This window comes from Vibrio ulleungensis (genome assembly GCF_016900875.1).
Lineage (GTDB): Bacteria > Pseudomonadota > Gammaproteobacteria > Enterobacterales > Vibrionaceae > Vibrio > Vibrio ulleungensis.
Window position 1 is genome coordinate 143,779 of the sequence record NZ_JAFEUM010000005.1, and the last position, 23,204, is coordinate 166,982.

Genomic DNA, 23,204 nt, shown 5'->3' on the forward strand with positions numbered 1-23,204 from the left:
CGTGTCGGAGGGTTGGCACACTATGCGCCTGCCAACCCTCTAGTCACTTTACTTCTAGTCACCTGTTACGAGGGGAGAATATCTCCCCTATCTGGAGAACTCCATGCTCGATTTTATAAGCAAGCGCTTGCTGGGCACCCTGATCCTGCTATTTGTGCTGAGCGTGCTGACATTTGTCATCATTCAACTGCCAAGTGGTGATTACGGCGACTTGGTAAAAAACCAAGCCATGACGATGGGCGGGGCATCACCGGCTCAAGCGGAATTGCTCGCAGAGCAGGCGAGGGAACGCTTTGGTCTTAATGACCCACTCATTGTTCAATATGGCCGATGGATTGGTAATATTGTATTTCACTTCGACTTTGGTCACTCATTTGCCTACAACAAACCGGTAATGGAAGTGGTCGGTGATCGCTTACCTCGCACGTTAGCCATTGCCCTATCTTGTCATATTGGTGCGACCCTACTAGGCGTACTTGCTGGTATTTATGCCGCACGCCGTCAAAACAAAGTAGGCGATCGCGTTGCGACACTGTTTTCATTTATTGCCATGACCGTACCACGCTTCGTGATGGCGATTATTTTGGTCTACTTCATGGTGTTTGTTTGGGATGTAGGCTCCATTGGTGCCATGAACTCCCCGCAATACATGTTTGAGCCGATGTCGTGGGCAAAATTTTGGGACACCATTGTTCATATTTGGCCCGTTATTTTGATTGCAGCCTTCGGTGGTATGGCATTTAACCTTCGTATTATGCGCGGTAACTTGCTGGATGTGTTGAAGCTTCAGTATGTCGAAACTGCTCGAGCCAAAGGCTTAACCGAAAACCGTGTCATTTATAAACACGCGGTGCCTAACGCGATGCACAGTTTAGTGTCTTATCAAGGTGTGGCCCTTCCGTACATGATCACGGGTGAAATGGAAGCTGCGATGGTTTTGGGTATCCCGACTATCGGTCCATTGATCATCAGTGCTATGGCTGAACAAGACGTCTATGTCATCGGCACCATCATGCTACTTATCGCAGCGCTACTGGTTATTGGTAATTTGATTGCTGATATTCTTCTCGCTGTATTAGATCCACGCATTCGACTTGCTTAGGAGTACTCATGCAAACGCTTGATTCTAGTTCTCAAAACTACTCCAGTCTGGTCTGGCTGCGATTTTCAAAAAATAAGACCGCTCTGTTCAGTTTAGTGCTGATTGTATTGTTGGTGTTGGCGGCTGTATTTGCCCCCTTCTTATCACCTAACGATCCACTGAAACGCTATGGAGAAAACATTTACGATGCGCCAGCAAACCTTTATTGGTTTGATGAAGATGGCAGCTTCCACCTACGTCCTTTTGTTTATGGAAAAACGTCTGAGTTGGATCCGGTGACCTTTTTACCGGTCATTACGGAAGACCGTTCTCAGCGTATTCATTTAACCTTTTTTAGCAAAGGGTGGGAGTATGAACTCTTTGGTATCAGTGCTTCTCGCCACCTTGTTGGTTTGGAAGACGGTTCACCACTGTTTTTAATCGGCAGTGACAACTTAGGGCGAGACTTGTTGTCGCGCTGCCTTGATGGCAGTCGAATCACGTTATTGTTCTCATTTTGTGTGGTCTCTGTGGTGGTGATTGTCGGGACATTAGTGGGCATGTTATCGGGCTATCTAGGGGGGACCTTTGATTTGATTGCGCAGCGGATTGCTGAGCTCGCCCTGGCGTTTCCTGCTGTACCACTTTATCTCGCGCTAATTGCGGTTCTGCCCGCCACGGCTAACTCCACCATGGTGTTTGTCATGTTGGTGGTGATTTTGTCGTGCTTGCAATGGGCCTTCATTGCTCGCCAAGTTCGCGGGCAGGTGATGTCTTTACGCGGACTCGACTACATCCGCTCGGCAAAATCGGTAGGCGCTAAAGATATGCGTATCGTCATGCGACATATATTGCCAAACATCACCAGTAACGTGGTTGTACTCGCCACCATGATGTTCCCAACAGTTGTGCTCACCGAAAGCTTTTTTAGTTTCCTATCGGTAGGTATAAAAGCGCCAATGATCAGCTGGGGATCATTACTTAACGCTGCGGGTCAATACCAAACCATTGGTTCGTACCCTTGGTTGCTGGCACCGGTTGGCTTCATTCTCATTGCGGTACTTGGTTTTAACGCTTTAGGCGATGGCCTGCGTGACGCCGTTGACCCATATTCATCTTAGGAGCAAACATGAAACAGAACGTTATTGCAGAGGTAAAAGACCTCAATATCAGCTTTGCGACCCTAGATGGCCAGGTGGACGCGCTGCGAAACATTAACTACCAGATCCGACAAGGACAGATGGTGGCGTTGGTTGGTGAAAGTGGCAGCGGTAAATCGGTCTCGGCACGCACCTTTATGGGGCTCACCGCAGAAAACGCCATTATTGGGGAAAGCAGCGAAGTTTGCTTCAATCAGCGCGATGTGAGTAAGCTAAAACCCAAAGAGCTTCGAAACTTACGCGGTAATGAAATTTCGATGATCTTCCAAGAGCCAATGACCTCGCTCAATCCTTTGTATACCTTGGGTGAGCAGATCACAGAAGCCATTTTAGTGCATCAAAAAATGTCGGGTGCCGAGGCAAAGGCGCGCACCATTGAATTATTTGAATTGGTGCAAATCCCTCAGCCTGCGGAGCGCTTTGACCAATACCCTCACCAATTATCGGGGGGGCAGAGACAGCGTGTAATGATCGCTATGGCTTTAGCTAATGATCCTGAGTTGTTGATCGCCGATGAGCCAACCACAGCGCTGGATGTGACGGTGCAAGCGAAGATCTTACAGCTGATCAAAGAGCTTCAACTGCAAAAGCAGATGAGTGTGCTATTGATTACCCACGACTTAACCATTGTGCGTCAGTTTGCCGATTACATTTATGTTATGAAGCAAGGTGAAGTGGTCGAGCACAATACGACGACTGAGATTTTTGACGCGCCTCAGCATCCTTATACACAGATGCTGATCAACTCAGAGCCAAAGGGCCGACATACCCCACTTGATATCGACTCACCAGAGGTGCTGCGAGCAGACAAAATGCGAGTTGAATTTAGCCTTGGCAAAAAGTCGTTCTTTTCACGCAAGCCACCCAAGTCTCTTCTGGCTGTTGATGATATATCCATCTCGCTTAAACGGGGTGAAACACTGGGTATTGTAGGAGAGAGTGGCTCAGGTAAAACCACATTGGCGATGGCTGTCTTCCAACTGCTCAATGAAGGCAAGACCAGTGGGGAAGTGACCTGGGAAGGGCGCCGAATCGATAACATGAAAGCGGATGAGTTGCGCACTCTAAGGCAAGAGCTGCAAGTGGTCTTTCAAGACCCGTTTGCGTCGCTCAACCCTCGCTTAAGTGTGGAGCAAATTTTGGCTGAAGGTCTGATTGTAAACAAGGTTTGCGCTAACGCTGATGAGCGCCGTGCCAAGTGTGAACAGGCATTGGAAGATGCGGGCCTTCCAAAAGACATTCTCAACCGTTACCCACACGAATTCTCTGGTGGACAGCGTCAGCGTATCGCGATTGCGCGTGCATTGGTACTGGATCCTAAAGTGATTCTATTGGATGAGCCGACCTCTGCTTTGGACTTAACGATTCAAAATAAAATCGTCGAACTGCTCAAAGAGTTGCAGCAAAAACGAGGTATTTCGTATCTGTTTATTTCTCACGATTTGCGCGTGGTGAGAGCGCTGTGTCACCGTGTACTTGTGATGCGTCATGGTGAAGAGATAGAGCAAGGGCCTACCTCGGAAGTGCTTGAACAATCGGAACACTCTTATACCCAGAAATTGTTGAAAGCGGCGTTTGAAATCGCTGCATAACCTAAGGAAATGATCGCTATGAAACAACCTAAAATCTGTATCATCGGTGCAGGAAGCACAGTTTTTGCAAAAAATATCCTTGGCGATACGCTTTACTTGCCGGCGTTTAAACGCTGTCATATTTCGCTGCATGATATCGATGAGACGCGTCTTGAAGAGTCGAGCCTTGTAGTGTCAAAGCTTGCAAAAACCTTAGGTGCGGAGCCTAGGATCACGCAAACGACGGATCGTAAACTGGCGTTAAAAGATGCTGATTTTGTGATCACTATGTTTCAGGTAGGTGGGTATGAACCGGCGACGGTAACTGATTTTGAGATCCCTAAAGCTTACGGCCTGCGTCAAACGATCGCAGATACCTTAGGTGTGGGTGGGATCATGCGTGCATTGCGCACAATCCCAGTTTTCTTAGACATTGCCAGTGATATGCGTGAGCAGTGCCCCGAGGCGACCATGCTCAATTACGTTAACCCAATGGCGATGATTTCTTGGGCAATGCAGCGTATGGCATCGGATATTAAATATGTTGGGTTGTGCCACTCAGTGCAAGGGACTGCTGCTGAGCTGGCTCACGATCTCGACATCAACGTAGACGATCTTCGCTACACCGCTGCGGGGATCAATCACGTTGCCTTTATGCTCACCTTTGAAGGTAGAAATGAACAGGGTGAATACGTTGACCTTTACCCGCGTTTAAAAGAGGCTTACACCTCTGGTAAAGCGCCGAAAGCGAACATTCATAACCCTCGATGCGAGAACAAAGTACGCTACGAAATGATGATGCGTTTGGGCTATTTCGTCACCGAGTCTTCAGAACACTTTGCTGAGTACACCCCATGGTTTATTAAGGAAGGACGTGAAGACTTGCTTGAAAAATATAGCGTTCCTTTGGACGAATACCCGATTCGCTGCGTTGAGCAAATAGCGGCGTGGAAAGATGAAGCACAGGCGTATCGTGATGCGAAAACTATCGAAGTTAAACAAAGCCATGAGTATGCGAGCAAGATCTTGAACTCCATCTGGACCGGAGAGCCTTCAGTGATTTATGGCAACGTGGGTAACTATGGCCTTATCGATAATTTACCAGAAGGATGCGCAGTTGAGGTCCCTTGTTTGATTGATGCAAATGGTATTCAACCTGTTAAAGTCGGCCGATTGCCAGAGCACTTAGCGGCGCTAATCCGCACTAACGTGAATGTTCAAGCATTGGTTGTTGAGTCCATGGTGACCCAAAATCGTGACCACATTTATCATGCGGCCATGCTAGATCCTCATACAGGCGCTGAGCTGGATCTCGACCAGATTTGGTCGTTGGTGGATGAGCTAATCGCCGCGCATGGAAACTTTATGCCAGACTATCTGCGCCAGTAAACGCATAAAAAGTTGTTGGGTTAAGTTAAACCTCGCCAGTACCTTGGTGAGGTTTTTTTTAAGCCTGAGCGACAGTAGAAAAATTGCGACGCGAAAGGGAGCACTCCCTAAGACTTGTAAAAGAGGCTATACTTCGCGGATTTTCTAAACTTGAAGAGTCAGTCATATGTCATTTACAGATCTTGTGCATGCAAGGCGTTCGGTACGTAAGTTCGACCAATCACACAGCTTTGATAGCCAAAGTGTCGACAATGCTTTGGCGCTAGCACAGCTGAGTCCAAACAGTTCAAACATGCAGTTGTGGGAGTTTCACCGAGTGGTCAATCCCGCACTGATTGAGCAAATGGGGCCCCTTTGCATGAAGCAAAATGCCGCAGCCACGGCAAACGAGTTGGTGCTGTTTGTCGTCACTCCAGATAAGTGGAAACAACGCGCACAGCTAAATGCGCAGCAGGTTAGAGCAAACTTCAGTGGAAGAGAAGATCTGCCGGTGGCCAAAAGGGCATTTAAATACTACGAAACGTTGATCCCAGCGCTTTATAACAATGACGCTTTAGGTATTAGAGGCGCGGTACGTAAAGTTTATTCATGGTGGTTAGGGCGCACCAAACCGATGGTTCGCGAAGTGTCTAAATCGGATGTGCGTGTCACTATGCACAAAAGTGCCTCTCTGGCTGCGATGACATTTATGTACGCTATGAAAGAGCAAGGTTACGACACCTGCCCTATGGAGGGGTTTGACTCTAAACGCGTAAAAGCGCTGCTAGGGTTACCCGCTAATGTCGAAGTGTGCATGATTGTTAGTTGTGGCAAGGCGCTAGCGGAAGGTGTCTACGGTGACAGGCATCGTGTAGAGCTTAGCTCAATAACCCACAGCCATTAAATGCGCCTTTAACACATCTGATCTTTGAATAATAAGGTGTGGTTTGCTTGTAACTTCTCGGGAACCAAGCAAGCCTCCTCAAATTGTTGGCGAGGCACAGGCTTGGCAAAATAGTAACCTTGTCCAATGGTGCAGCCAAGCGCGGCAACGATATCGGATTGTTCTCGATTCTCTATCCCTTCCGCAACGGTCTCGATGCCAAAACCTTCTGCTAAAGAAGCAATAGCGTTAACCAGATTGAAGTTCTTATCGTTGGACTCGATATCGTTAACAAAACTTCTATCAACTTTCACTCCATTGAAGTTAAAGCGCTGCATGTAAGACAGTGAAGAGTAGCCGGTTCCAAAGTCATCCAGCCAAACTGAGTGACCCAATTTTTGCAGCTCGGTTAACACTTGATTGGCTTTTTCCGTATCGTTTAACAATAAGGACTCTGTCACCTCTAACTGCAACATCTCTGCGGGAACACCATGTTTTTGGGTGATTTTTCGCAGTATGCGTGGCAGATTCTGTCGATATATTTGACGGGCAGATAAGTTGATTGCCACGTGAAATTCTTCGGAAATTTTGTTTTGTGATAACCAGCGTTTTAAAGCCATGATGGCTTGTTCTATTAAATGTTCGCCAACTTGCAAAATGACGTCAGACGACTCGGCAATAGGTATAAACTGATCGGGGAAAATGTAGCCCCTTTCTGGGTGGTTCCATCTTACTAGCGCTTCTGCACCAATCAGTTTCCCACTGTTTAAGTCAATTTTAGGCTGATACCAAAACTCAAATTGAGAAAGGTCATTCAAGGCCGAATGCAGCTCTTTTTCGATGATGGCTTGGTGTTCAAAATGCTGACGCATACTTTCACTAAATTCAACATACGCATTTTTACCATTGTCCTTAGCGCGATACATCGCCATATCGGCATACTTGATCAGCTCGTTAGCGCTGCAATCAAATTTTGATGAAAGCACCACACCTACGCTACCACCTGCTTGAATCAATTCATTCTCTATCTGAATCGGTTCACGCAGTTGCTTCAGAATTTCTTGAACACACAGATCTTCTTTACTCGCATCCAAATCAACAATAGCGATGACAAATTCGTCGCCACCAATTCGCGAGACCATGTTGAGATCAGCAGTATCTGGGTTGATAACCGCTTCGTTTCTTGAGGTAAAATACGTGAGTCGACTTGCGATAGTGTTGAGAAGGACATCCCCGTGACCATGACCAAATGTGTCATTCACCCATTTAAATTCATCTAGATCGATGAAATACAGATGAATCGAATGTCGTGGTGTTGCCTTTAACAGTGTTTCTAAATGCTCGGTAAATTTGCTTCTATTAGGCAGTTGAGTGAGTGTGTCGTGGAACGCCAAATGACGAATGGCTTCGTTCTTACGGTTAATTTTGGCACTCATTTGGTTGTAAGCGTCACTCAACGCGCCAATTTCATCGTCGCGATAGAACTTTGGAATGTCTTTGTGGTAATCCTCATTTTGGTTGAAATGGTTTATCAGTGTGTTTAAAGGGCGCGTCAGAGATTTGGACAATAAAATGGCCAGTGATAGCCCCAATACTACGCTGATCAGAAGCACAACCAGCTGCACCAGTAGAAAGCTTTCTTGTCCTTCTGCTTGGATCTTTTCGAGTATGCGGCGGTTAGTTAGATTATCTTGATGTAAGGTGTCTTGTCCCAGTTCGATAAATACACTGCCTACCACGACATGCCCTTCTGCGATGGGCAAAATGACGACCAGTCTCTCTTTATCTGTCGGGCTGCTAAGCGCGTCGAGTACCACAGTCTTCTTTTGAGTGACTGCTTGTTCAATAGCCTCTACATTGGGGGGTGGAAGCCCAAACTCTTCGAGGTTCTTTGTTCCGTCGTGAAAGATCAGTCCATCAGAATCAATGACATAAATACGTTTTACTTCTTCTAGGGCAATCACGGGTTTGATCAACTGGTAGGTATGATCGAGGTTTAAGGTGTAGACAGGATTAAAGAGGTTGTCGGACAAGATTTTTCCGATCGACAAACCTTTGCGAATGAGTTGATGCTCTAATGCTTTTTCGGTGGTCTGGTTTAATTCATCGAACAAATATTGCGTATTGGCGGTATAAAAGGCGCGATAGGAAAAAAAGTACACCACTGTGACCACGGCCAAGATTAATAAGGTGGTTAGGCTAAAACGGACACTCAGTGGGAATTTTGTCTTCATTTATTGGCTTACTCGATCAATGCTAATACTTCTGAAAAAGTATGCCGGCTCTGTTCAATGTGCATTTTTGCACTGTGTGATATTGGCTCAATCTTGGTGGTTTCTTTAAAGCTCAATAGCGACGCTAATCCAAGCTGCTGTTCATGAGCGGAGTACATAGCTTGTTGAATGGCTAATCGTTCCAATCCACCCAAACGCGTAGAGGTTAGCATTAAACTTCTAGGGAAAGGGTTAGTTTCACTGATGATACTCAGTGACTCTGAGACCTTTTTTGGTACGGTGCTTTTGTCTGCCCAATCAATATGGCTAAATGCCGCCGCTTCTACCCGCTTATGATAAACCCAAATGGACATATTGAGTTCATTGGCGTTGTTAAGCTGCTGTTTGATAAACAAGTATCCGACTTTGTCAGGGTCGGGACGTTGACTGATAGAGGAGAGCTTTTGCAGTGAGATCCCGTTGGCAATAAGATGACTCGCGGGTAAAAAAAAAGCACTGGTTGAAGAGGGCTTTTCAAAAACGATCGTTTTGCCTTTCAGTTGTTCTAACTCGCTGATATTGCTATCGCGTCGAGTAAAAATTACCGATGTATAATCCGCGGAGTTTTGCTTCCAGCGTAGCCCAGATAGTTCGACAGAGCTGTTCGATTCAAAATAGAGCGCAGAATACAATGTGGAGGTAATAAGTTGAACGTCGCCGTTTTCAATACGTTGTATCATCTCCTCGGCAGTCGCGGTCACAATGACGCGACCATGTGTGTAACCGAAGTGAGTAAGTTGAGCGGCCATATAATCGGCGAATGGGGTAGCAGACTTAATTTTGTTTTTAGGCTTGTCTGAAATGATGCCAATGGTAAACGGTTTGCTCTGCACAACGCCATCGCTAGACAATGCACTCGCGTTAACGACATTGTGCATCATAATCAAAGCCATCAGTAGAGCGCAAAAAACTCGACTTGCCACAACACCATCCTTAGTATCCATATAAAGCACACTATAACATACCGAATGATGCACCGTAAACATTGTTGAGTTGCAAGCTCAATGTCTCTATTTACAGTTACGAGCGGCGAGTTTCAGGGGGCAGTAACGGGTAAACGAGCTTTTCTAGTCCCTCTATTTTTAGCGCTAATGAAAGCTTCATTAGGTCGCCCAACTCACCTTTTGGAAACTCTGATTTATTAGCAAACCATAATAAATACTCTTCAGGCAAAAGTATGATTGGCCTGCCCGCAAATCGCCCATAAGGCATTTTAGTTTCGGCCAATTTGATCAGCATCTGTTTATTGAGCAATGAATCAGACAATGGGGAGACCCGCGATGTATTTGTGTAGAAACACGGCGACAATAGCGTAGAGAACAAGGGAAATCACTAAGGTCAGTGCCTCTCGAGGCCAACTGTAGATTAGCGTTGGCTTATCCCATTTACCGTCGCGCTTATTAATAAAAATGATGCTTAACTCGGCCCATATTAGTAATCCGCCAAAAAGGATCACGGAGCGAGCTTCGCCATTAGATAAAAGGTGTGCAAAAGCCCAAATGGCCACAGCTGTCAATTGAGGGTGACGGATCCACTGTTTTATGCGCGTTCCTTTAGACTGAGATGCGCCAAGTAGGATAAAGGAAACCATCATCAGCAGCATGGTTACATGGCGTAGGCCAACAGAAGGTATGTACCAGATCTCGGGTAACGTTGAACGCCAACCAAACACGATGAACAGCAACGAAGCCAAAATAGTGAGGGCGAACAACCCTTTGTATTTACTTTCACCGTGTTGCTCAATCCATTGGCTGCGTTTTTGAGGTGCAGCGGAAGGGATAAGATGAGCAATACTCCAAAGAAGTACTCCGAACGTTAGAAGTATCATTTTGATTTCCTTATCATTTGCTAGAACTTCATCCTAACTCAATGCAGTGTCGATTTCTTGAGGGCAGCAGGCAAAATTCCAATCAATATGGATCTAAAAAAGCATGGCAAGCTAGAAGTTTTTCCCGATGCTCAGCTGAATGCCGTCATAGCTGTTATAAAAGTCACTCAAACCGGTGTCGGCGACACTGATGAGATACTCTCCTTTAACCCAAAAGTTGTCACCAATGTCCCATTGAATTCCGCCACCAATGTTAAACAAAACGCCGCTCTCGTTACCGTCTCTTGCACCATCACTGTATAAATTGGCGATGGTATATAAGCCACTTGCTCGCCCGTATAAACTAAAGGGCGTATCAAATAACGGTCCAGTGGAGGCTAGGCCAGATAGGCCAAAGGTGTAATAGGACAAACTGACTTCGGCATTATCCGCAGAGTTGTCGATCTCACTCTCTGAATAGCGAAATAACCCTTCAACAGCAAAGTGTTGACTGAAATTATGCCCCCAACCTAAGCCAAAACTGGGTTGGATAGAGGTCTCGCCAAAATCGGGGGTATCAAAACCGACATTGCCTAATGAAAAATAGACGTAATCGTTAGGGTACGGTTTGATAGCCGCGCTAAGTGAAAATGAGGCTATCGCCAAACTCACGCACACAATTTTCTTAATCATCAATGATCCTTTGTCCATATTGAGCGGTTATGCCTATGAGTTTAAAACAAAAAGAACACAAAGGTTGAGGTTTTTATGCTTTTGGGGTCAGAGTCAATTGACTCTGACCCCAAGATATTTGTTAATGAGAGAGTGATAGTCATTTTAACCGGTAGGGAGCTGCACCATGTCGTTATCCATTACACAAATCGAAGCGCTGAGTTTAGTTGCTGAGTTTGGTTCGGTATCGGAAGCGGCGCGGCAATCTGGCTACACGCGGACTAAGTTGAGTATGGCGTTAAAAGCATTGGAGTCTGAGCTTGATACGCAGCTCCTAGAGCGCACTGGTAACCATATTGAGTTGTCGGAGGCGGGCAAGGCGATTCAGCGAGATTGCCAGAGCATTCTGAGCGCAACCCAACGGATCAGACAAACCTGTAAACAAGTTAAAGGGGAATTCAAAGCCGAAATTTGGATTGCTCGTGACGACTCTCTTCCCGACGATTTCTGGCAGGATCTTGCCCATCAATTGAATCATAAGTTTCCCGCGACCTCGTTTAATATCATACTCGCTTCAACGGGGGACTTAGCCAACTTAGTTGAAACCGAGCAAGTGGATTTTGCGTTTGGTGTGGATTATGAGCGCGCTGATGACCCCCGTTTAATCTCGAGTCCATTAGGTAAGATCCGTATGATGTCGGTGTGCAGCGCCGAGAATCACCTAGGCCGGATGCGCCGTGTGACAGACGACGTTCTAAGAGAAGAAATGCAAGCGTTAATGGTGTATCTCAACGAGAAAGACAACCCCGATCTCGCACCATTTTCGCGCCACTATATTGGTTTTTCTAGTTTCGATTACATCCTTTCTACCATCCAAACCGAGAATGCTTGGGGCGTTATGCCCGAGCCACTGATCAGAGAGCTGCTTCGTGAACGCTCGCTTGTAGTGATAAAGCATACCTATGGATTAATCCAAGAAAACTACTGCATGTTTGCCTCGGCTGGGATCAGCGAGCACCCAGGTATGAACTGGCTTTCTGATAAACTCAGCGACTACTTATTTGACTTCTAAGCTAAGCAATTCAGTCACTGTCAATAATGCTGACACCTAAATTTTCACTTAACGTATTGATATTTAATGATTTAGAAAAAGGTCATGGTGCCAATTCCAAAGTGAGATGCGGTTGACGCTTGTTCGCTGCTCACAACTCGCTCAGTATAGTTTTTACTTAAACACCGTAATTTTCGGTAAAGGAAAGACCATGAGCCCTACTCATCAGCACTTAGAGCATAAAGTATTGCGCTTTTCATCGCTGCTCGCCGCCGCGTTTGCAGTGGGTGGGTTGGTGATAGGAATACTGCTCGGATCCATTGTTATCGTCTTTGATGGTGTGTACTCGCTGGTCAGTCTGCTGTTAACTTTGTTGTCACTGGCTACAGCAAAGGTTATTCATGCACCTCGTGACGCCCATTTTCCCAACGGTCGCGCTGTGTTAGAGCCTCTAGTGATTGCGATTAAAGGTGCGGTAATTATGGGGGTAGTGATTTACTCCATGTACAGCGCCGTCCAAGCTCTGTTTAGTGGTGGTGTAAGCCTAAATATTGGTGTGGCGAGCGGTTTTGCTTTGGTTAATATCCTTGGGTGTGCGTACGCTTGGAAAAAAATACAAGTGATGAGTAAGAGCCATCAATCGGGTTTGATGGATGCTGAGGCCAAGCAGTGGAAGATGGACACGATCTTAAGCGTTGCTGTAGGAGCAGGCTTTTTGATGGCCTGGGCGATCACCCACACTACTTTTGCTCAATACGCTGTTTACGCCGATCCCGTAATGATGCTGCTAATTTCTGGGTACTTTATCAAAGTACCTCTGGAAATGATGGTAGGTTCGGGTCGTGAACTGCTACAAATGTCCCCCAATGAAGAGCTAGTAGAAGAAGTGCAGCAGAGTGTCGATGCAATAGACCAAACGCATAATGTGACGCTAAGCAGTGTGTTGAAAGTTGGGCCTGAGCTGCGTATTGAACTGTCGGTTAAACCTCAGGCAAACAGGGTCATGGCGTCCGACGAGCTGCATAGAATGAAAGCTGCCCTGAATCGAACGCTCGCAAAAGTGCCTTTAGACGTAAAGCTTACTGTTAACATGGCTTCTTAGTTTCTCTATTAAACCCTGCTCAATAGAGGAGGGCCGCAGAGCGCCTTTGTTGGTTTGCTATATCTTTAATTGAGTGCCATCTTATTAATAAATAACCCGTTTAACTGCTCTTAACAGTAGGCATAACTATGACAAACCCAAAAATTCCACTTGTGTCCAAAGAGAGTGTTGAGTTTTTTGCATCGATGTTTAAAGAGCTGGATCAACGCAGTTACGACTTGCTGCGAAAGGCAACGCTTCCCAACGATATCCATAAAGAGACAAATTACCTATGTTTGCCTGAATCAAGTCTTAAGAACTTTATGGAAGTGCTTGGGGAGAGTCTTGAAAACGATAGATTGGGCATTGTATTTCTTCGAAGCTGCAGAGAAACCTTCATTCCTAAAATGGTTGGAGTGTTGACCCAAAATCAGTCCCTAAAAGCTGCGCTTGAAGAATTCTGTGAAGTGTTAAAACAAGAGTCGACAGGCGCGCACGTATGTGTCGAAAACTCCGGTGGGAAATGGTGGTTGGTTCGGCATAAAAGTAAGTCAGACGAAGTGTGGTTCAAATATGCAGAAATGTTTTCGGTGATGTTTATGGCCGAGCTGCTTCGCGTATTAACCAGCAATCGGTGGACTCCAACGATAATCGGCATCCAAGACTCATCGGCAGAAGACTTCAAGAAACTACCAACGTTAGGCAAAGCAACCTTCAGCGTTGAACGCCCAGTTACAGCCCTTGAAATTCCTCAACCATTGATCGACTTACCGATTAATCTTCAAAGTGTCGAACAATCAAAGCTACTCCTTGGTCAACTCGATTTGGGTGAAGAGGCGTCTTACGTCGATCAGTTTCGTCTCGCGATGCGGCCATACCTATCGATGGGTAAATTGCCCATAACACTGGCTGCTCAGATTCTTAGAACCAACGTAAGAACGCTGCAAAGAAAGTTAAAAAAAGAAGATCGAATCTACCAAGAGCTCATTGAAGAAATGGTGTTTGATGAGATAAAAGAATGCCTAACGAGTACTGACTTTCCTGTGACCCAAGTTGCAAGTCAGTTTGGCTACTCCGACTCTGCGCACTTTGGGCGCAGCTTCAAGCGTGTCACTGGGTTGACCCCAACTCAGTATCGAGCACAAAGAGCTTAACCATCCTTACCCGTCAAAATTTAGTGGTGCTATACCGCGGTTGTTTCGCTCGCGTAATTAACACCGATCTGCGGTTTGCTTTTACCCCCTTAGCGAACAACAAATTGAGTGACTTACTGTGTCGTCAAATGGCTGTTGTAATGCACTCTCTAAAACTCTACCTTTATTAACAATGATGTTACATATTCACGAGAATCATATTGTTATGCCCAATCCCAAACGTTAGAAAGTTAGGGGAGCGCTAAACCAGCGGCTAACACCACCGTAAAGTCTTTATGTGTCACTGCGCCCATTAATTGCTAATAGACGGAGTGCGACTAAGATTTAGAGAATGGATCTCTATGTTAACAAAGGATATTTTTAGAATGACATGGACTCGTTCAAACGCAGCACCGACGCTCATCGGAATGGTCATTTCCTGCTCCGCCCTGTCATCATTCGCGATTGCGGCTAACTTTGAAAGCCCAGACTCAGTCGAGAGCACCATCGCACAGCAAAAAGCGCAGCAGCTTAGTTGGCGTGAAAACTTGGCGAATAATGGATTTACATTTGGTGCCGACTATTTTGCTTTAGGACTCACATCTGGTGACGGTTCCGATGGTCAGTCTGTCGATGCATCCTCTGGTGTCGCTAGGTTGTATGGCGCTTGGAGTTTAACGCCGAGCGGGCGACTAGTATGGAAAGTTGAACATCGCCACGCCTATGGCAGTAGCACCCCTAAGAACTATGCGTTTATTGACAATTTTTCTGGTAATGAAGGCTTGGGTTACGCTGGGTTGATTGCACCTGCGTTTAGCGACCAAGGGTTTCGCGTCACCGATTTAAACTGGAAACAGACCATCAACGATGGCAGAGGAACCCTCATAGTTGGTTGGCAAGACGTGACTAACTATGTAGACGTGTATGCGCTAGCGAGTCCGTGGTCTGGGTTTACTAACCTGTCCTTCTCTACAGGCTCTGGGGCTATGGGGCTTCCAGACGATGGGATATTAGCTCTGTCTGCAGGACACATGATAAGTGATCAGTATTATGTGGTTGCAGGTATTGCCGATGCCAACGGCAAGTCGGACGATATTTTCGATGGCTTTAGTACGGTGTTTGGTAGTGACGCTGCCTATTTCACCACTTTGGAGTTGGGCTGGACAGCCTCACAAGAGCAAATCTATACCGACAATGTCCACGTTACGTTTTGGCACTTTGGTGAAGGTACTCGGCACAACCTCAATTATCCAACACCAGGCTATACCGATGGTGGTAAGGGGATAAACTTTTCTTGGAGCCAGTTCTTCACACCACAGATTATGCCCTTTGTTCGTGGAGGATATTCACAAGGACAAGTTGCGCTCTACGATAAATCGCTCAGTGCAGGGTTAGGTTATTTCGGTCTGGGAAGCGCAAATAATAATTTGGGGTTTGCGTTTAACTGGTCTGAAATCAACGAAGAGATTTTGCAGCCGATTGCACATTCTGAACAGCAGTGGACCACCGAGCTCTACTACAACATGCAATTTGGAGACTATGTCCAGATTACACCGGACATTCAGTACATTAAGGATCCATCTTTTTCAAATGAAAGTAGCGCGTGGGTGTTTGGTGTAAGAGCAAGACTGTTTATTTAGCACGATTGATCGCCAAACGAGCATCGCGTCTTGTTGGGCCTAGTTTCGATTTTCAAAAGGGACATTGAAATGAAAAAAACTCTACTCGCTTCATCACTGGCTATGATTGCCACTTTCACTTATGCAGCAGAAGAAGCACTCGCCTTACCTCAGACTCTGTTTCAAAATGTCGACATCTTCAATGGAACAGAAAACACACTGTACCAAGACCATTTTGTATTGGTCGAAGGCAACAAAATCGCGTCTATTTCTGATGCTGCAATAGAGGTTCGCGAAGACGCCGTTATCATTGATGGCAGTGGCAAAACCTTAACCCCAGGATTTATTGAAGCGCATGCTCATTTGATGTTAATGGGGCCAAGCTTACCCGCCATGGAGTCGAGCGTCACATGGGAAGACTTCGCCATTCACGGAACTCGGATGGCCGAAATGTACTTAATGCAAGGGTTTACCACCGTGCGTGATGCGGGTGGAGCCAATGGTGGCTTACGTAGAGCAATTGATGCAGGACAGATCGTTGGGCCTCGTTACTACCCATCTGGTGCGTTTCTCAGTACGCGTGGCGGGCATGCCGATTTCGCAAACTATACTGCCCCCGTTGGTGAGCAGACCAACTTTGGTCGTTTAAATATGGCGCAAGAAGTCGACAGTGTTGCCGAGGTGAACAAGTTCGCGCGCAATAATTTTCGAATGGGTGCAACGCAGTTAAAGTATATGCAGTCTGGCGGGGTAGTATCGGCGTTTGACCCGTGGCAATTACTCGCAGGCTCTCCAGAAGAAATTGCGGCGGCTGTGGCGGTTGCAGACTCTTATGGCAGTTATGTCATGGCGCACTCCTACAGAAAAGAGGCCATCATCGGCGCTCTAAACTCTGGCGTTCGCTCCATTGAACACGGCTTTATGTTTGATTGTGAAATCTCAGACTTAATGAAAGAGAAAGGCGCGTATATTACAACAAACCTAACGGCCTTTGATCCTAACCTCCTTGAGATCCCTGCAATCAAAAATGTACCAGCTAGTCTTGCTAAAGCCAAGTCGGCGTCAGCTGCCTTTGAAGACTACATCCCGAACATGAAAAAGTGTCCTGCGCCAAGAGCGTTCCAAACCGACTGCGTAGGCTCAGTGGACGCGTGTAATATCCAGATTGCCTATGAGAAGAAACTCAATAACGACTTCTTTGGCGCATTCGAATCGATGAAAACCCTCACATCCGTTGGAGGGGAATTGGTGGCGTTGTCAGGTGATTTCATGAATCCATACCCAGAGGCTAAGTTGGGTGTGATTGAGGTTGGCGCATATGCCGATGTTTTACTACTCGATGGTAACCCGTTGGAGGATTTCTCAGTGGTGGGTACCGGTGAGAAATGGTTTGGCGCCGAGAAGCGTCCAGAGTCGCCAGACTCCATCAAGTTGATAATGAAAGATGGCGTTATATACAAAAACAGTCTTTAAGTGGCCAATCGCCCATCGGAGCTTTTGCACCGATGGGCCGTGAGGTTTAGAAGCAATACAGATTCGTGGGCTAACATATTGAAAATACTGGTTACTCTATGGTTGCTGTTCATTTCATTTAGTGTTTTTTCCAAGGAAATGAAACTCTTAGAATGGAAAGATCTAACGCCATCACTGTCGCACAATCAAATTGTGCTCCCTGAGCTAAGTTATCAACAACGTTTAACACTGCAAGATGTGTTCACGCTGAGTCGATACAATGATACGGAAAGCCAAAATCAGTTGGCCGAGTTAAAGCAAACCCTCAAGGCTGAAGGTTTAGATGCGGACGAGCTGCTTCGACTGCGCAAAGAGTATATCGAGCAGCAACAACGCGCTGCTGAAACCGTTACCGCTGAATTTGATGGGCAAGCAGTACGTATACCTGGCTTTTTGGTACCGATTGAGTTCTCATCCCCATTGGTGGCCACAGACTTCCTACTCGTGCCTACGGCTGGAGCATGTATTCACATGCCACCACCTCCGGCTAACCAAATTGTTCGAGTCTCGTACCCAAACGGATACAAAGTAGAAACGGTGCAATACCCTGTATGGGTAGAAGGGGTCATATCGTCTAACTTGAAAACAGACAATGTGTATCTAGTGGATGGTGAAACCGACGTCACTATGGGGTATACCCTAACGGCATCGTCTGTGGAGAATTACCACTAGTTAGGTTTGAGCTGTGTAACTAGCTTAGAGCGCACTATTCATTCGTCTGGCGTCTCTAATTCGCTATAAATATGCTGTAAATACGTAAGAACGAAAAAGGCCTGAGAACGCATGCGCTCTCAGGCCTTTATGTATTTGGTGGCCCCTCACAGACTTGAACTGTGGACCTAACGATTATGAGTACTATCTCCATTGTTGTTCAGTGAACATTGGTGAACCTTGCTGGTCTTTTAAGTTGCTGTTTTATTGTGATTATTTTGATTTTCTTGTTTTTTGTTATCTACTGTTGTTTACTGGGGTTTAATGATTTTGCTATAAATATGCTATAAATAGATTTTGGGTGAAATGGATGCCAATCAAGAAAAAGATTACAAATTCTGCTTTGAAAGACCTTACAGTTGAGCAACGCCGAATAAATGATACCGAGGTGTCGGGGTTCCACGCTCTGAAGTTTGCATCGGGAAAAATAGCTTACTACGTCTACTACCGAATTGATGGTAAGCAGGTTAATTTCAAGATTGGCTTGGCAAGTGATATCTCGCCAGCACAGGCTCGAGATCGGGCAAGAGAAAAGCTTGGTGAAGTAGTAAAGGGTACAGATGTTCAAGAGTCGCGCAAGCAAGCGAGAATAGAACAAAAAAGTGAAAAGTACCTTAATTTCTATAAATTTTTAGATACCAAGTACTCAGTCTTTCTTAAGAGCAGAAATCCGAAAACTGCACATACTATCATTTCACACCTCAAATCGATGTTTAAGTGCTTTAAAGCTAAAAACCTAAATGAAATTGATGCTTGGAGTGTCGAGCAATGGCGCAATGATAGGCTTGAACTTGGCAGAAAACCGTCAACCATAAATGCTAGCGTAAACACTTTGAAAGGAGCGATGTCTAGGGCTGTCGAGTGGGGAATTATCGATAGTCACGAACTTCATAAAGTTAAGACACTAAAGTTCGATAATACTCGCATTCGTTATCTATCAACTGAAGAGTTGGCGCAGCTAAATGAAGCCATTCTTGAAAGAAACCAGTTATTACGAGATAAGCGTGATAGCGCGAATGAACATCGCAGAATCAGAGGGAGAGACGAGCATACTGATCTCAAAAAAGTGCGCTTTGTTGACTATTTAGAGCCACTGATTATTTTGGCAATGAACACGGGGCTAAGACGTGGTGAATTGTTGTCTTTAAAGTGGAGTGATATTACAACCAGAGGGCGTTATTTAACCGTTCGAGCTAGCAATGCAAAGTCTTCGAAGAGTCGTGTTGTTCACCTGAATGATACAGCTTTGAGTGCACTTAGATATTGGAAAAAGCAGAATACTAAGTGCGAATTTGTATTTACTGCTGATATGGAAAACCCTTTAGCCGACATAAAGAAGGCGTGGAATAACCTTTTAGCTAAGTCTGGGGTTACAGATTTTAGGTTTCATGACTTTAGGCATCACTTTGCCAGTTCATTGGTTATGGCTGGTGTTGATTTAAACACCGTCAGAGAATTGCTTGGACATAGCGATCTTAAAATGACATTAAGGTATGCTCATTTAGCACCGGAACACAAGGCAGCCGCAGTTAACTTAATAGGGTAGTCAGTCAAGGATGGATAGAAAGTTTTTACACCTTTCGGAAATAGAAAAATGCTTCAGTTTAACTAAAGAACAAGTGTTGGATGAAGTTGAGGTAGGTAAGTTGAACTTACATGCTTGGGTTAGTACAGATAAGGCATTTGCTATTAGTGAAAGCAATGCAGTGTTGGCACAGGTTTGTTTAAGTGGTCATATTCGGCTTTCTAATGAAATGTCTAAGAAATTACTTGTAGGGGATGTTCAACTAAGAAAGCTAACAGGCTTTACTCTAACTCAGTTAACCAATCCCATTGCGGCAAAGGAGGTTTTTTCTCATCATGGTGCAGGTGAGTTTAGCAATATATGCGGAGAGCCAATCGACCTCGCCCAAACAAAATGGATTGCGCTTTCAATTAATAATACCGTCCCATTTTTAAGTGCAGCAATGAGCGCACAAGGAACAATAGAGGGATCTTCAAACTTGAATGCTCTTGATTCCATAGCAAATGCGTTGTCTGCTTTTTCGAGCACAGTGCGAAATGGAGAGAAACAACTTTCTCTCGGTTACTTCGCCTTGAAACCAAGCGACATAAGATTACACGTAGGCGAGTTAAGGCGGCACTTTAACCTAACCGAAGCCGAAATAGTTACGCCTTCTAAGCCGGTTATCGATACGCCTCTAAGCCAATGCGAACCTACTTTGAAGGCAAATACACTTACTCATGAAATTGCCATCATACAGTTTCGAATACTAGAAAAGCACCCAAAAGCCAATTCGAAAACGGTTTGGAACATAATTCGTGAAGATGTTCGGAAAGAAGAGTTCATGTTTGATCGGGATGAAGTAATTCTTGATATGGGGACTCAGAACATGACCTATGGCAATAATAAGGAAATGGGATATCGCACCTTCCAAAACATGTTGTCGGATGTGAGAAAATACGTGCATAACTAGCTGCATGCTTGTCTGCATGTGCATGTTTACTGCTGTTCAATAACCTCTCTACTAAACAAATCGTTTTAACAGAGGGTAAATATGAACGATAGTAAACGTGCTCTTACTGAGCAAGAAACCGCAACATACATTGGCATGAGCCGTTCTTTTCTGCGACAAGCTCGCATGGAAGGCCACCGAAAAAACCGCACTATTGCACCACCCTTCATTCGTATTGGTCGCGCCGTTCGCTACCTTCGAGAAGATCTTGATAAGTGGCTAAGCAATAAAACGAAGCATGACCGTCTACCAATGGAGGGCAGCTTTGATGCGTAACTTTAATGAAACACCAGACTTCCCCGATATAAAAATATCTAACCATGGTAATCGGCTGGTTCTAAACACAGCTGATAACCTTAAAGCGCTACTTAAGCACTCTTCGATAGAAGCAAAGTTTAACCTGATGACCCTTGAGTCAGACATCTTTCTAGAAGACCAATTCATAGGTGCACCAGAACTAATTCGCAGTGAATTAATTTCACTAGCTGCAATCCATGATTTACCCAAAGCTGCCATAGATGACCACTTTGCAGCGGTTGCGCGAGATGCTCCATACCACCCTGTAGCTGATTGGCTAAGTGGGGAATGGGATGGTGTCGCACGAATAGATAAGGCATTAGATTGCTTAAAACCTAAGAATTCACAGTTAGCAAAGTCTGTGTTGAAGCATTGGCTAGTCGGGTGCGTAGCATCGTTATTGGTCCCAAACTTCAAGTCTAAGCTGGTTCCTGTTCTTCAAGGTGGCCAATCGTTTAAGAAAACGGCATTTGTTGAGCGCATTGCCAATGTTCTGAGCGGTGCCTTTCTTGAAGGTGCTGAGCTAAATCCAGACAACAAAGACAGTGTGCTGTCTGTAATACGATCTTGGGTTGTAGAGTTAGGTGAATTAGAGCGCTCAACTAAAAACTGTCAAGGGAGTTTAAAGGCGTTTATTACGCGCTCTTGTGACACCGTTCGACCTCCCTATGGCCGAAACGACATTAAAAAACGTCGGCAGACAAATCTAATTGCAACGGTCAATGAGTCTGAATTTTTGAAGGATGAAACGGGCAATACACGATATGCCGTCATTGAGCTTATTGGAGAAACTGATATGGATTTGCTGAATCAAATATTAGGTTGGGAGTACAAGTCTACGGGTGAATTGGTTCTCAATGATCCTGAGTGCCTTCGTCAGTTTTGGCTCGAAGTAAAGTATCTATTCCAAGTAGAAAAACATCCTTGGGTGCTACCAACTGAGATTGCTACGAAGGTCTTTGAAGAGTCGTCAAAGTTTGCTGATAAAGGGCAGTGGTACGGTGTTGTCGTGGACCACCTTAACGAGTGTAACGGAAAAGGAAAGCAATGGTTAACAACTAAACAGGTTTGCGAAGAGTTGAAGGTTGATATCTCACGAAGTAGTGGGGTTGGAAAGTGCCTGAGCCGATTATCTAGCGAGGGCAAGCTAGAGAAAAAAATGCTTAATGGGACAAACCGTTATTTGTTTCCGACTGTCATAGATTGCGGGGGGCAGTAAATTCACCCCACCTCCTCCACTTAAAGTGGGGGAGGTGGGGTAGCTTGCATAGGTTACTGAATTTTGGTTATATTTGCAGCAGGGTATTCACCTCGCTAAGTGTAGGGTTATTATGTTAATACCATTTGCTATTCACGAGAAAACAGGAAAGTACGTTGATATCAGCGAAGTTGAGCGCGGCCGAAATTGCGGTTGTATTTGCCCTAGCTGCAAGCAACGCCTTGTTGCAAGGTTTTGCAATGGTGAGCGAATTGATCACTTTGCGCATGATGCCTCTAACAATCAGGCTGATGAAAAAAAGAAGGAATGTGACTACTCATTCTTTGTCGCTGCAAAACTTATGATCAAGCAAAGCTTAGTTGATATGGAAAGCCTCGCTATAAAGACTCCTGAATGGACGAAGACTCTCACCGATGAAGATCGTTTTGGAAATCAAGTGACTACTACAAAGCGAATAACTGGCGAAAAACAGTTAGACACTACAAGCTTTACGGTTCATGAAAGTACTTCAAGCAATCAACCTTTCGATGTTAGCTTCGAAATTGGGGGATACCCAATAGGAGTAAGACTGCAATATACAAATCGTGACAATCTTGAACTGCGTGTATCATCAAAGCATTCAGCGCTAGTAATAGATCTAGATGACCTTGCTATGGAGTACGACCAGTTTTCAGGAACTAGTCTCAAGACGTTCAAGGAAGTCGCAATTGAGTATTTTCTACAGTCAGGGACAAGATACTGGAAATGTCATGCACGAGAGGCTTCACTATTACCTGAAATGCTAGCAGACCTCGAAGTAAAGAAACAAGCATCAGAGAAAGAAAGAGAGGCCATATTGGTAACTCGAAGGCATATTCTTGAGCAAACTGTATCGCATTATAAGTCTTGTGGTTCATGTCAGACCGTCGTGTATGATGCTGTTGGGCTGGTATGTCGTAAATGCGGAACATTTTATACAGACGTGCCGTTATCGGAAGTTTTCGATGTTGAAGATGACTCGAAATTTTGTATGAGGTGTCAGGCGAAAGTTGGTGTTAAGTATGACAACAATCTATGTAGTGATTGTGTCGCCAAATACATAAATGAAGGTGTTTGGCGTGACAAGGATTTCGCTCGGGAAATCAGAAAGCTTGACAACATCAAACGATAGAGGGTAGTTACTTCTGCTAAATCGAAAATACCCCAGAGTTTGCTAGCACTAATAATCCAGCATACGTCAGGTAGCTGTAACTACGGCAATCCGTGCCACT

General features: G+C 45.2%; 21 protein-coding genes. 16 read left to right on the forward strand and 5 right to left on the reverse strand.

Annotated features, from left to right (window positions below; all coding sequences use genetic code 11):
* Window positions 1–103: 103 nt before the first annotated feature.
* The 5 genes from JQC93_RS13410 to JQC93_RS13430 all read left to right on the forward strand — a co-directional run bounded on the left by JQC93_RS13410 (window position 104) and on the right by JQC93_RS13430 (window position 6,084).
* The gene (locus JQC93_RS13410) at window positions 104–1,102 is read left to right on the forward strand and encodes an ABC transporter permease (protein ID WP_084889094.1); all 999 of its coding nucleotides are present in this window, start codon (window positions 104–106) and stop codon (window positions 1,100–1,102) included.
* 8 nt (window positions 1,103–1,110) lie between these two features.
* Entirely contained in the window at window positions 1,111–2,202 is a 1,092-nt protein-coding gene (locus JQC93_RS13415; protein WP_205158940.1) for an ABC transporter permease, read from the forward strand.
* 8 nt (window positions 2,203–2,210) lie between these two features.
* Entirely contained in the window at window positions 2,211–3,833 is a 1,623-nt protein-coding gene (locus JQC93_RS13420) for an ABC transporter ATP-binding protein (RefSeq protein WP_205158941.1), read from the forward strand.
* Window positions 3,834–3,851: 18 nt separating this feature from the next.
* Complete coding sequence (gene melA / locus JQC93_RS13425) at window positions 3,852–5,201, forward strand: alpha-glucosidase/alpha-galactosidase (protein ID WP_205158942.1); 1,350 nt, start codon at window positions 3,852–3,854, stop codon at window positions 5,199–5,201.
* 166 nt (window positions 5,202–5,367) lie between these two features.
* Window positions 5,368–6,084 (forward strand): nitroreductase family protein, encoded by a 717-nt coding sequence (locus tag JQC93_RS13430; RefSeq protein WP_205158943.1) that lies wholly within the window; start codon window positions 5,368–5,370, stop codon window positions 6,082–6,084.
* 8 nt (window positions 6,085–6,092) lie between these two features.
* Here the strand turns inward: JQC93_RS13430 and JQC93_RS13435 are convergent, their stop codons facing one another.
* The 5 genes from JQC93_RS13435 to JQC93_RS13455 form a co-directional block, all read right to left on the reverse strand.
* Window positions 6,093–8,297 (reverse strand): putative bifunctional diguanylate cyclase/phosphodiesterase, encoded by a 2,205-nt coding sequence (locus tag JQC93_RS13435; RefSeq protein WP_205158944.1) that lies wholly within the window; start codon window positions 8,295–8,297, stop codon window positions 6,093–6,095.
* Window positions 8,298–8,305: 8 nt separating this feature from the next.
* Window positions 8,306–9,280, reverse strand: coding sequence for a PhnD/SsuA/transferrin family substrate-binding protein (locus tag JQC93_RS13440; protein ID WP_205158945.1), 975 nt, complete (start codon window positions 9,278–9,280; stop codon window positions 8,306–8,308).
* A 76-nt stretch (window positions 9,281–9,356) separates the two neighbouring features.
* Window positions 9,357–9,590 carry a DUF3820 family protein gene (locus tag JQC93_RS13445; RefSeq protein WP_205159081.1) on the reverse strand — a complete coding sequence of 78 codons (234 nt, stop codon included), beginning with the start codon at window positions 9,588–9,590 and terminating at the stop codon, window positions 9,357–9,359.
* A gap of 4 nt (window positions 9,591–9,594) precedes the next feature.
* Window positions 9,595–10,164: an NnrU family protein gene (locus JQC93_RS13450; RefSeq protein ID WP_205158946.1), complete on the reverse strand. Its 570-nt coding sequence runs from the start codon at window positions 10,162–10,164 to the stop codon at window positions 9,595–9,597.
* 111 nt (window positions 10,165–10,275) lie between these two features.
* Window positions 10,276–10,836: a porin family protein gene (locus JQC93_RS13455; protein ID WP_205158947.1), complete on the reverse strand. Its 561-nt coding sequence runs from the start codon at window positions 10,834–10,836 to the stop codon at window positions 10,276–10,278.
* Between the two features lie 166 nt (window positions 10,837–11,002).
* Here JQC93_RS13455 and JQC93_RS13460 point away from each other — a divergent pair, with 166 nt between their 5' ends.
* From JQC93_RS13460 to JQC93_RS13510, 11 genes are all read left to right on the forward strand, one after another.
* Window positions 11,003–11,887: a LysR family transcriptional regulator gene (locus JQC93_RS13460; protein WP_205158948.1), complete on the forward strand. Its 885-nt coding sequence runs from the start codon at window positions 11,003–11,005 to the stop codon at window positions 11,885–11,887.
* Window positions 11,888–12,077: 190 nt separating this feature from the next.
* Window positions 12,078–12,968, forward strand: a complete 891-nt coding sequence (locus tag JQC93_RS13465) for a cation diffusion facilitator family transporter (RefSeq protein WP_205158949.1) — start codon at window positions 12,078–12,080, stop codon at window positions 12,966–12,968.
* A gap of 128 nt (window positions 12,969–13,096) precedes the next feature.
* Window positions 13,097–14,101 (forward strand): helix-turn-helix domain-containing protein, encoded by a 1,005-nt coding sequence (locus tag JQC93_RS13470; protein ID WP_236009561.1) that lies wholly within the window; start codon window positions 13,097–13,099, stop codon window positions 14,099–14,101.
* A 407-nt stretch (window positions 14,102–14,508) separates the two neighbouring features.
* The gene (locus tag JQC93_RS13475) at window positions 14,509–15,720 is read left to right on the forward strand and encodes a carbohydrate porin (protein ID WP_236009571.1); all 1,212 of its coding nucleotides are present in this window, start codon (window positions 14,509–14,511) and stop codon (window positions 15,718–15,720) included.
* A 69-nt stretch (window positions 15,721–15,789) separates the two neighbouring features.
* A complete protein-coding gene (locus tag JQC93_RS13480; RefSeq protein ID WP_236009563.1) occupies window positions 15,790–17,172 on the forward strand; it encodes an amidohydrolase family protein in 1,383 nt (460 codons plus the stop codon).
* A gap of 138 nt (window positions 17,173–17,310) precedes the next feature.
* Window positions 17,311–17,883 carry a DUF3299 domain-containing protein gene (locus tag JQC93_RS13485; protein WP_205158951.1) on the forward strand — a complete coding sequence of 191 codons (573 nt, stop codon included), beginning with the start codon at window positions 17,311–17,313 and terminating at the stop codon, window positions 17,881–17,883.
* Between the two features lie 349 nt (window positions 17,884–18,232).
* Window positions 18,233–19,468, forward strand: a complete 1,236-nt coding sequence (locus tag JQC93_RS13490; protein WP_205158952.1) for a site-specific integrase — start codon at window positions 18,233–18,235, stop codon at window positions 19,466–19,468.
* 10 nt (window positions 19,469–19,478) lie between these two features.
* Window positions 19,479–20,399, forward strand: a complete 921-nt coding sequence (locus JQC93_RS13495) for a hypothetical protein (RefSeq protein WP_205158953.1) — start codon at window positions 19,479–19,481, stop codon at window positions 20,397–20,399.
* 81 nt (window positions 20,400–20,480) lie between these two features.
* Window positions 20,481–20,714 (forward strand): helix-turn-helix transcriptional regulator, encoded by a 234-nt coding sequence (locus tag JQC93_RS13500; RefSeq protein ID WP_205158954.1) that lies wholly within the window; start codon window positions 20,481–20,483, stop codon window positions 20,712–20,714.
* Entirely contained in the window at window positions 20,707–21,954 is a 1,248-nt protein-coding gene (locus tag JQC93_RS13505) for a VapE domain-containing protein (protein WP_205158955.1), read from the forward strand. Before JQC93_RS13500 ends, JQC93_RS13505 begins: the two co-directional genes overlap by 8 nt.
* 112 nt (window positions 21,955–22,066) lie before the next feature.
* Window positions 22,067–23,104, forward strand: a complete 1,038-nt coding sequence (locus tag JQC93_RS13510; RefSeq protein WP_205158956.1) for a competence protein CoiA family protein — start codon at window positions 22,067–22,069, stop codon at window positions 23,102–23,104.
* The last annotated feature ends 100 nt before the right edge of the window (window positions 23,105–23,204 follow it).

Bases quoted from the DNA above. Each gene is read 5' to 3' on its own strand.
- JQC93_RS13410 (WP_084889094.1), top strand. From the start codon at position 104: ATGCTCGATTTTATAAGCAAGCGCTTGCTGGGCACCCTGATCCTGCTA.
- JQC93_RS13415 (WP_205158940.1), top strand. From the start codon at position 1,111: ATGCAAACGCTTGATTCTAGTTCTCAAAACTACTCCAGTCTGGTCTGG.
- JQC93_RS13420 (WP_205158941.1), top strand. From the start codon at position 2,211: ATGAAACAGAACGTTATTGCAGAGGTAAAAGACCTCAATATCAGCTTT.
- melA (WP_205158942.1), top strand. From the start codon at position 3,852: ATGAAACAACCTAAAATCTGTATCATCGGTGCAGGAAGCACAGTTTTT.
- JQC93_RS13430 (WP_205158943.1), top strand. From the start codon at position 5,368: ATGTCATTTACAGATCTTGTGCATGCAAGGCGTTCGGTACGTAAGTTC.
- JQC93_RS13435 (WP_205158944.1), bottom strand. From the start codon at position 8,297: ATGAAGACAAAATTCCCACTGAGTGTCCGTTTTAGCCTAACCACCTTA.
- JQC93_RS13440 (WP_205158945.1), bottom strand. From the start codon at position 9,280: ATGGATACTAAGGATGGTGTTGTGGCAAGTCGAGTTTTTTGCGCTCTA.
- JQC93_RS13450 (WP_205158946.1), bottom strand. From the start codon at position 10,164: ATGATACTTCTAACGTTCGGAGTACTTCTTTGGAGTATTGCTCATCTT.
- JQC93_RS13455 (WP_205158947.1), bottom strand. From the start codon at position 10,836: ATGATTAAGAAAATTGTGTGCGTGAGTTTGGCGATAGCCTCATTTTCA.
- JQC93_RS13460 (WP_205158948.1), top strand. From the start codon at position 11,003: ATGTCGTTATCCATTACACAAATCGAAGCGCTGAGTTTAGTTGCTGAG.
- JQC93_RS13465 (WP_205158949.1), top strand. From the start codon at position 12,078: ATGAGCCCTACTCATCAGCACTTAGAGCATAAAGTATTGCGCTTTTCA.
- JQC93_RS13470 (WP_236009561.1), top strand. From the start codon at position 13,097: ATGACAAACCCAAAAATTCCACTTGTGTCCAAAGAGAGTGTTGAGTTT.
- JQC93_RS13475 (WP_236009571.1), top strand. From the start codon at position 14,509: ATGGTCATTTCCTGCTCCGCCCTGTCATCATTCGCGATTGCGGCTAAC.
- JQC93_RS13480 (WP_236009563.1), top strand. From the start codon at position 15,790: ATGAAAAAAACTCTACTCGCTTCATCACTGGCTATGATTGCCACTTTC.
- JQC93_RS13485 (WP_205158951.1), top strand. From the start codon at position 17,311: ATGAAACTCTTAGAATGGAAAGATCTAACGCCATCACTGTCGCACAAT.
- JQC93_RS13490 (WP_205158952.1), top strand. From the start codon at position 18,233: ATGCCAATCAAGAAAAAGATTACAAATTCTGCTTTGAAAGACCTTACA.
- JQC93_RS13495 (WP_205158953.1), top strand. From the start codon at position 19,479: ATGGATAGAAAGTTTTTACACCTTTCGGAAATAGAAAAATGCTTCAGT.
- JQC93_RS13500 (WP_205158954.1), top strand. From the start codon at position 20,481: ATGAACGATAGTAAACGTGCTCTTACTGAGCAAGAAACCGCAACATAC.
- JQC93_RS13505 (WP_205158955.1), top strand. From the start codon at position 20,707: ATGCGTAACTTTAATGAAACACCAGACTTCCCCGATATAAAAATATCT.
- JQC93_RS13510 (WP_205158956.1), top strand. From the start codon at position 22,067: ATGTTAATACCATTTGCTATTCACGAGAAAACAGGAAAGTACGTTGAT.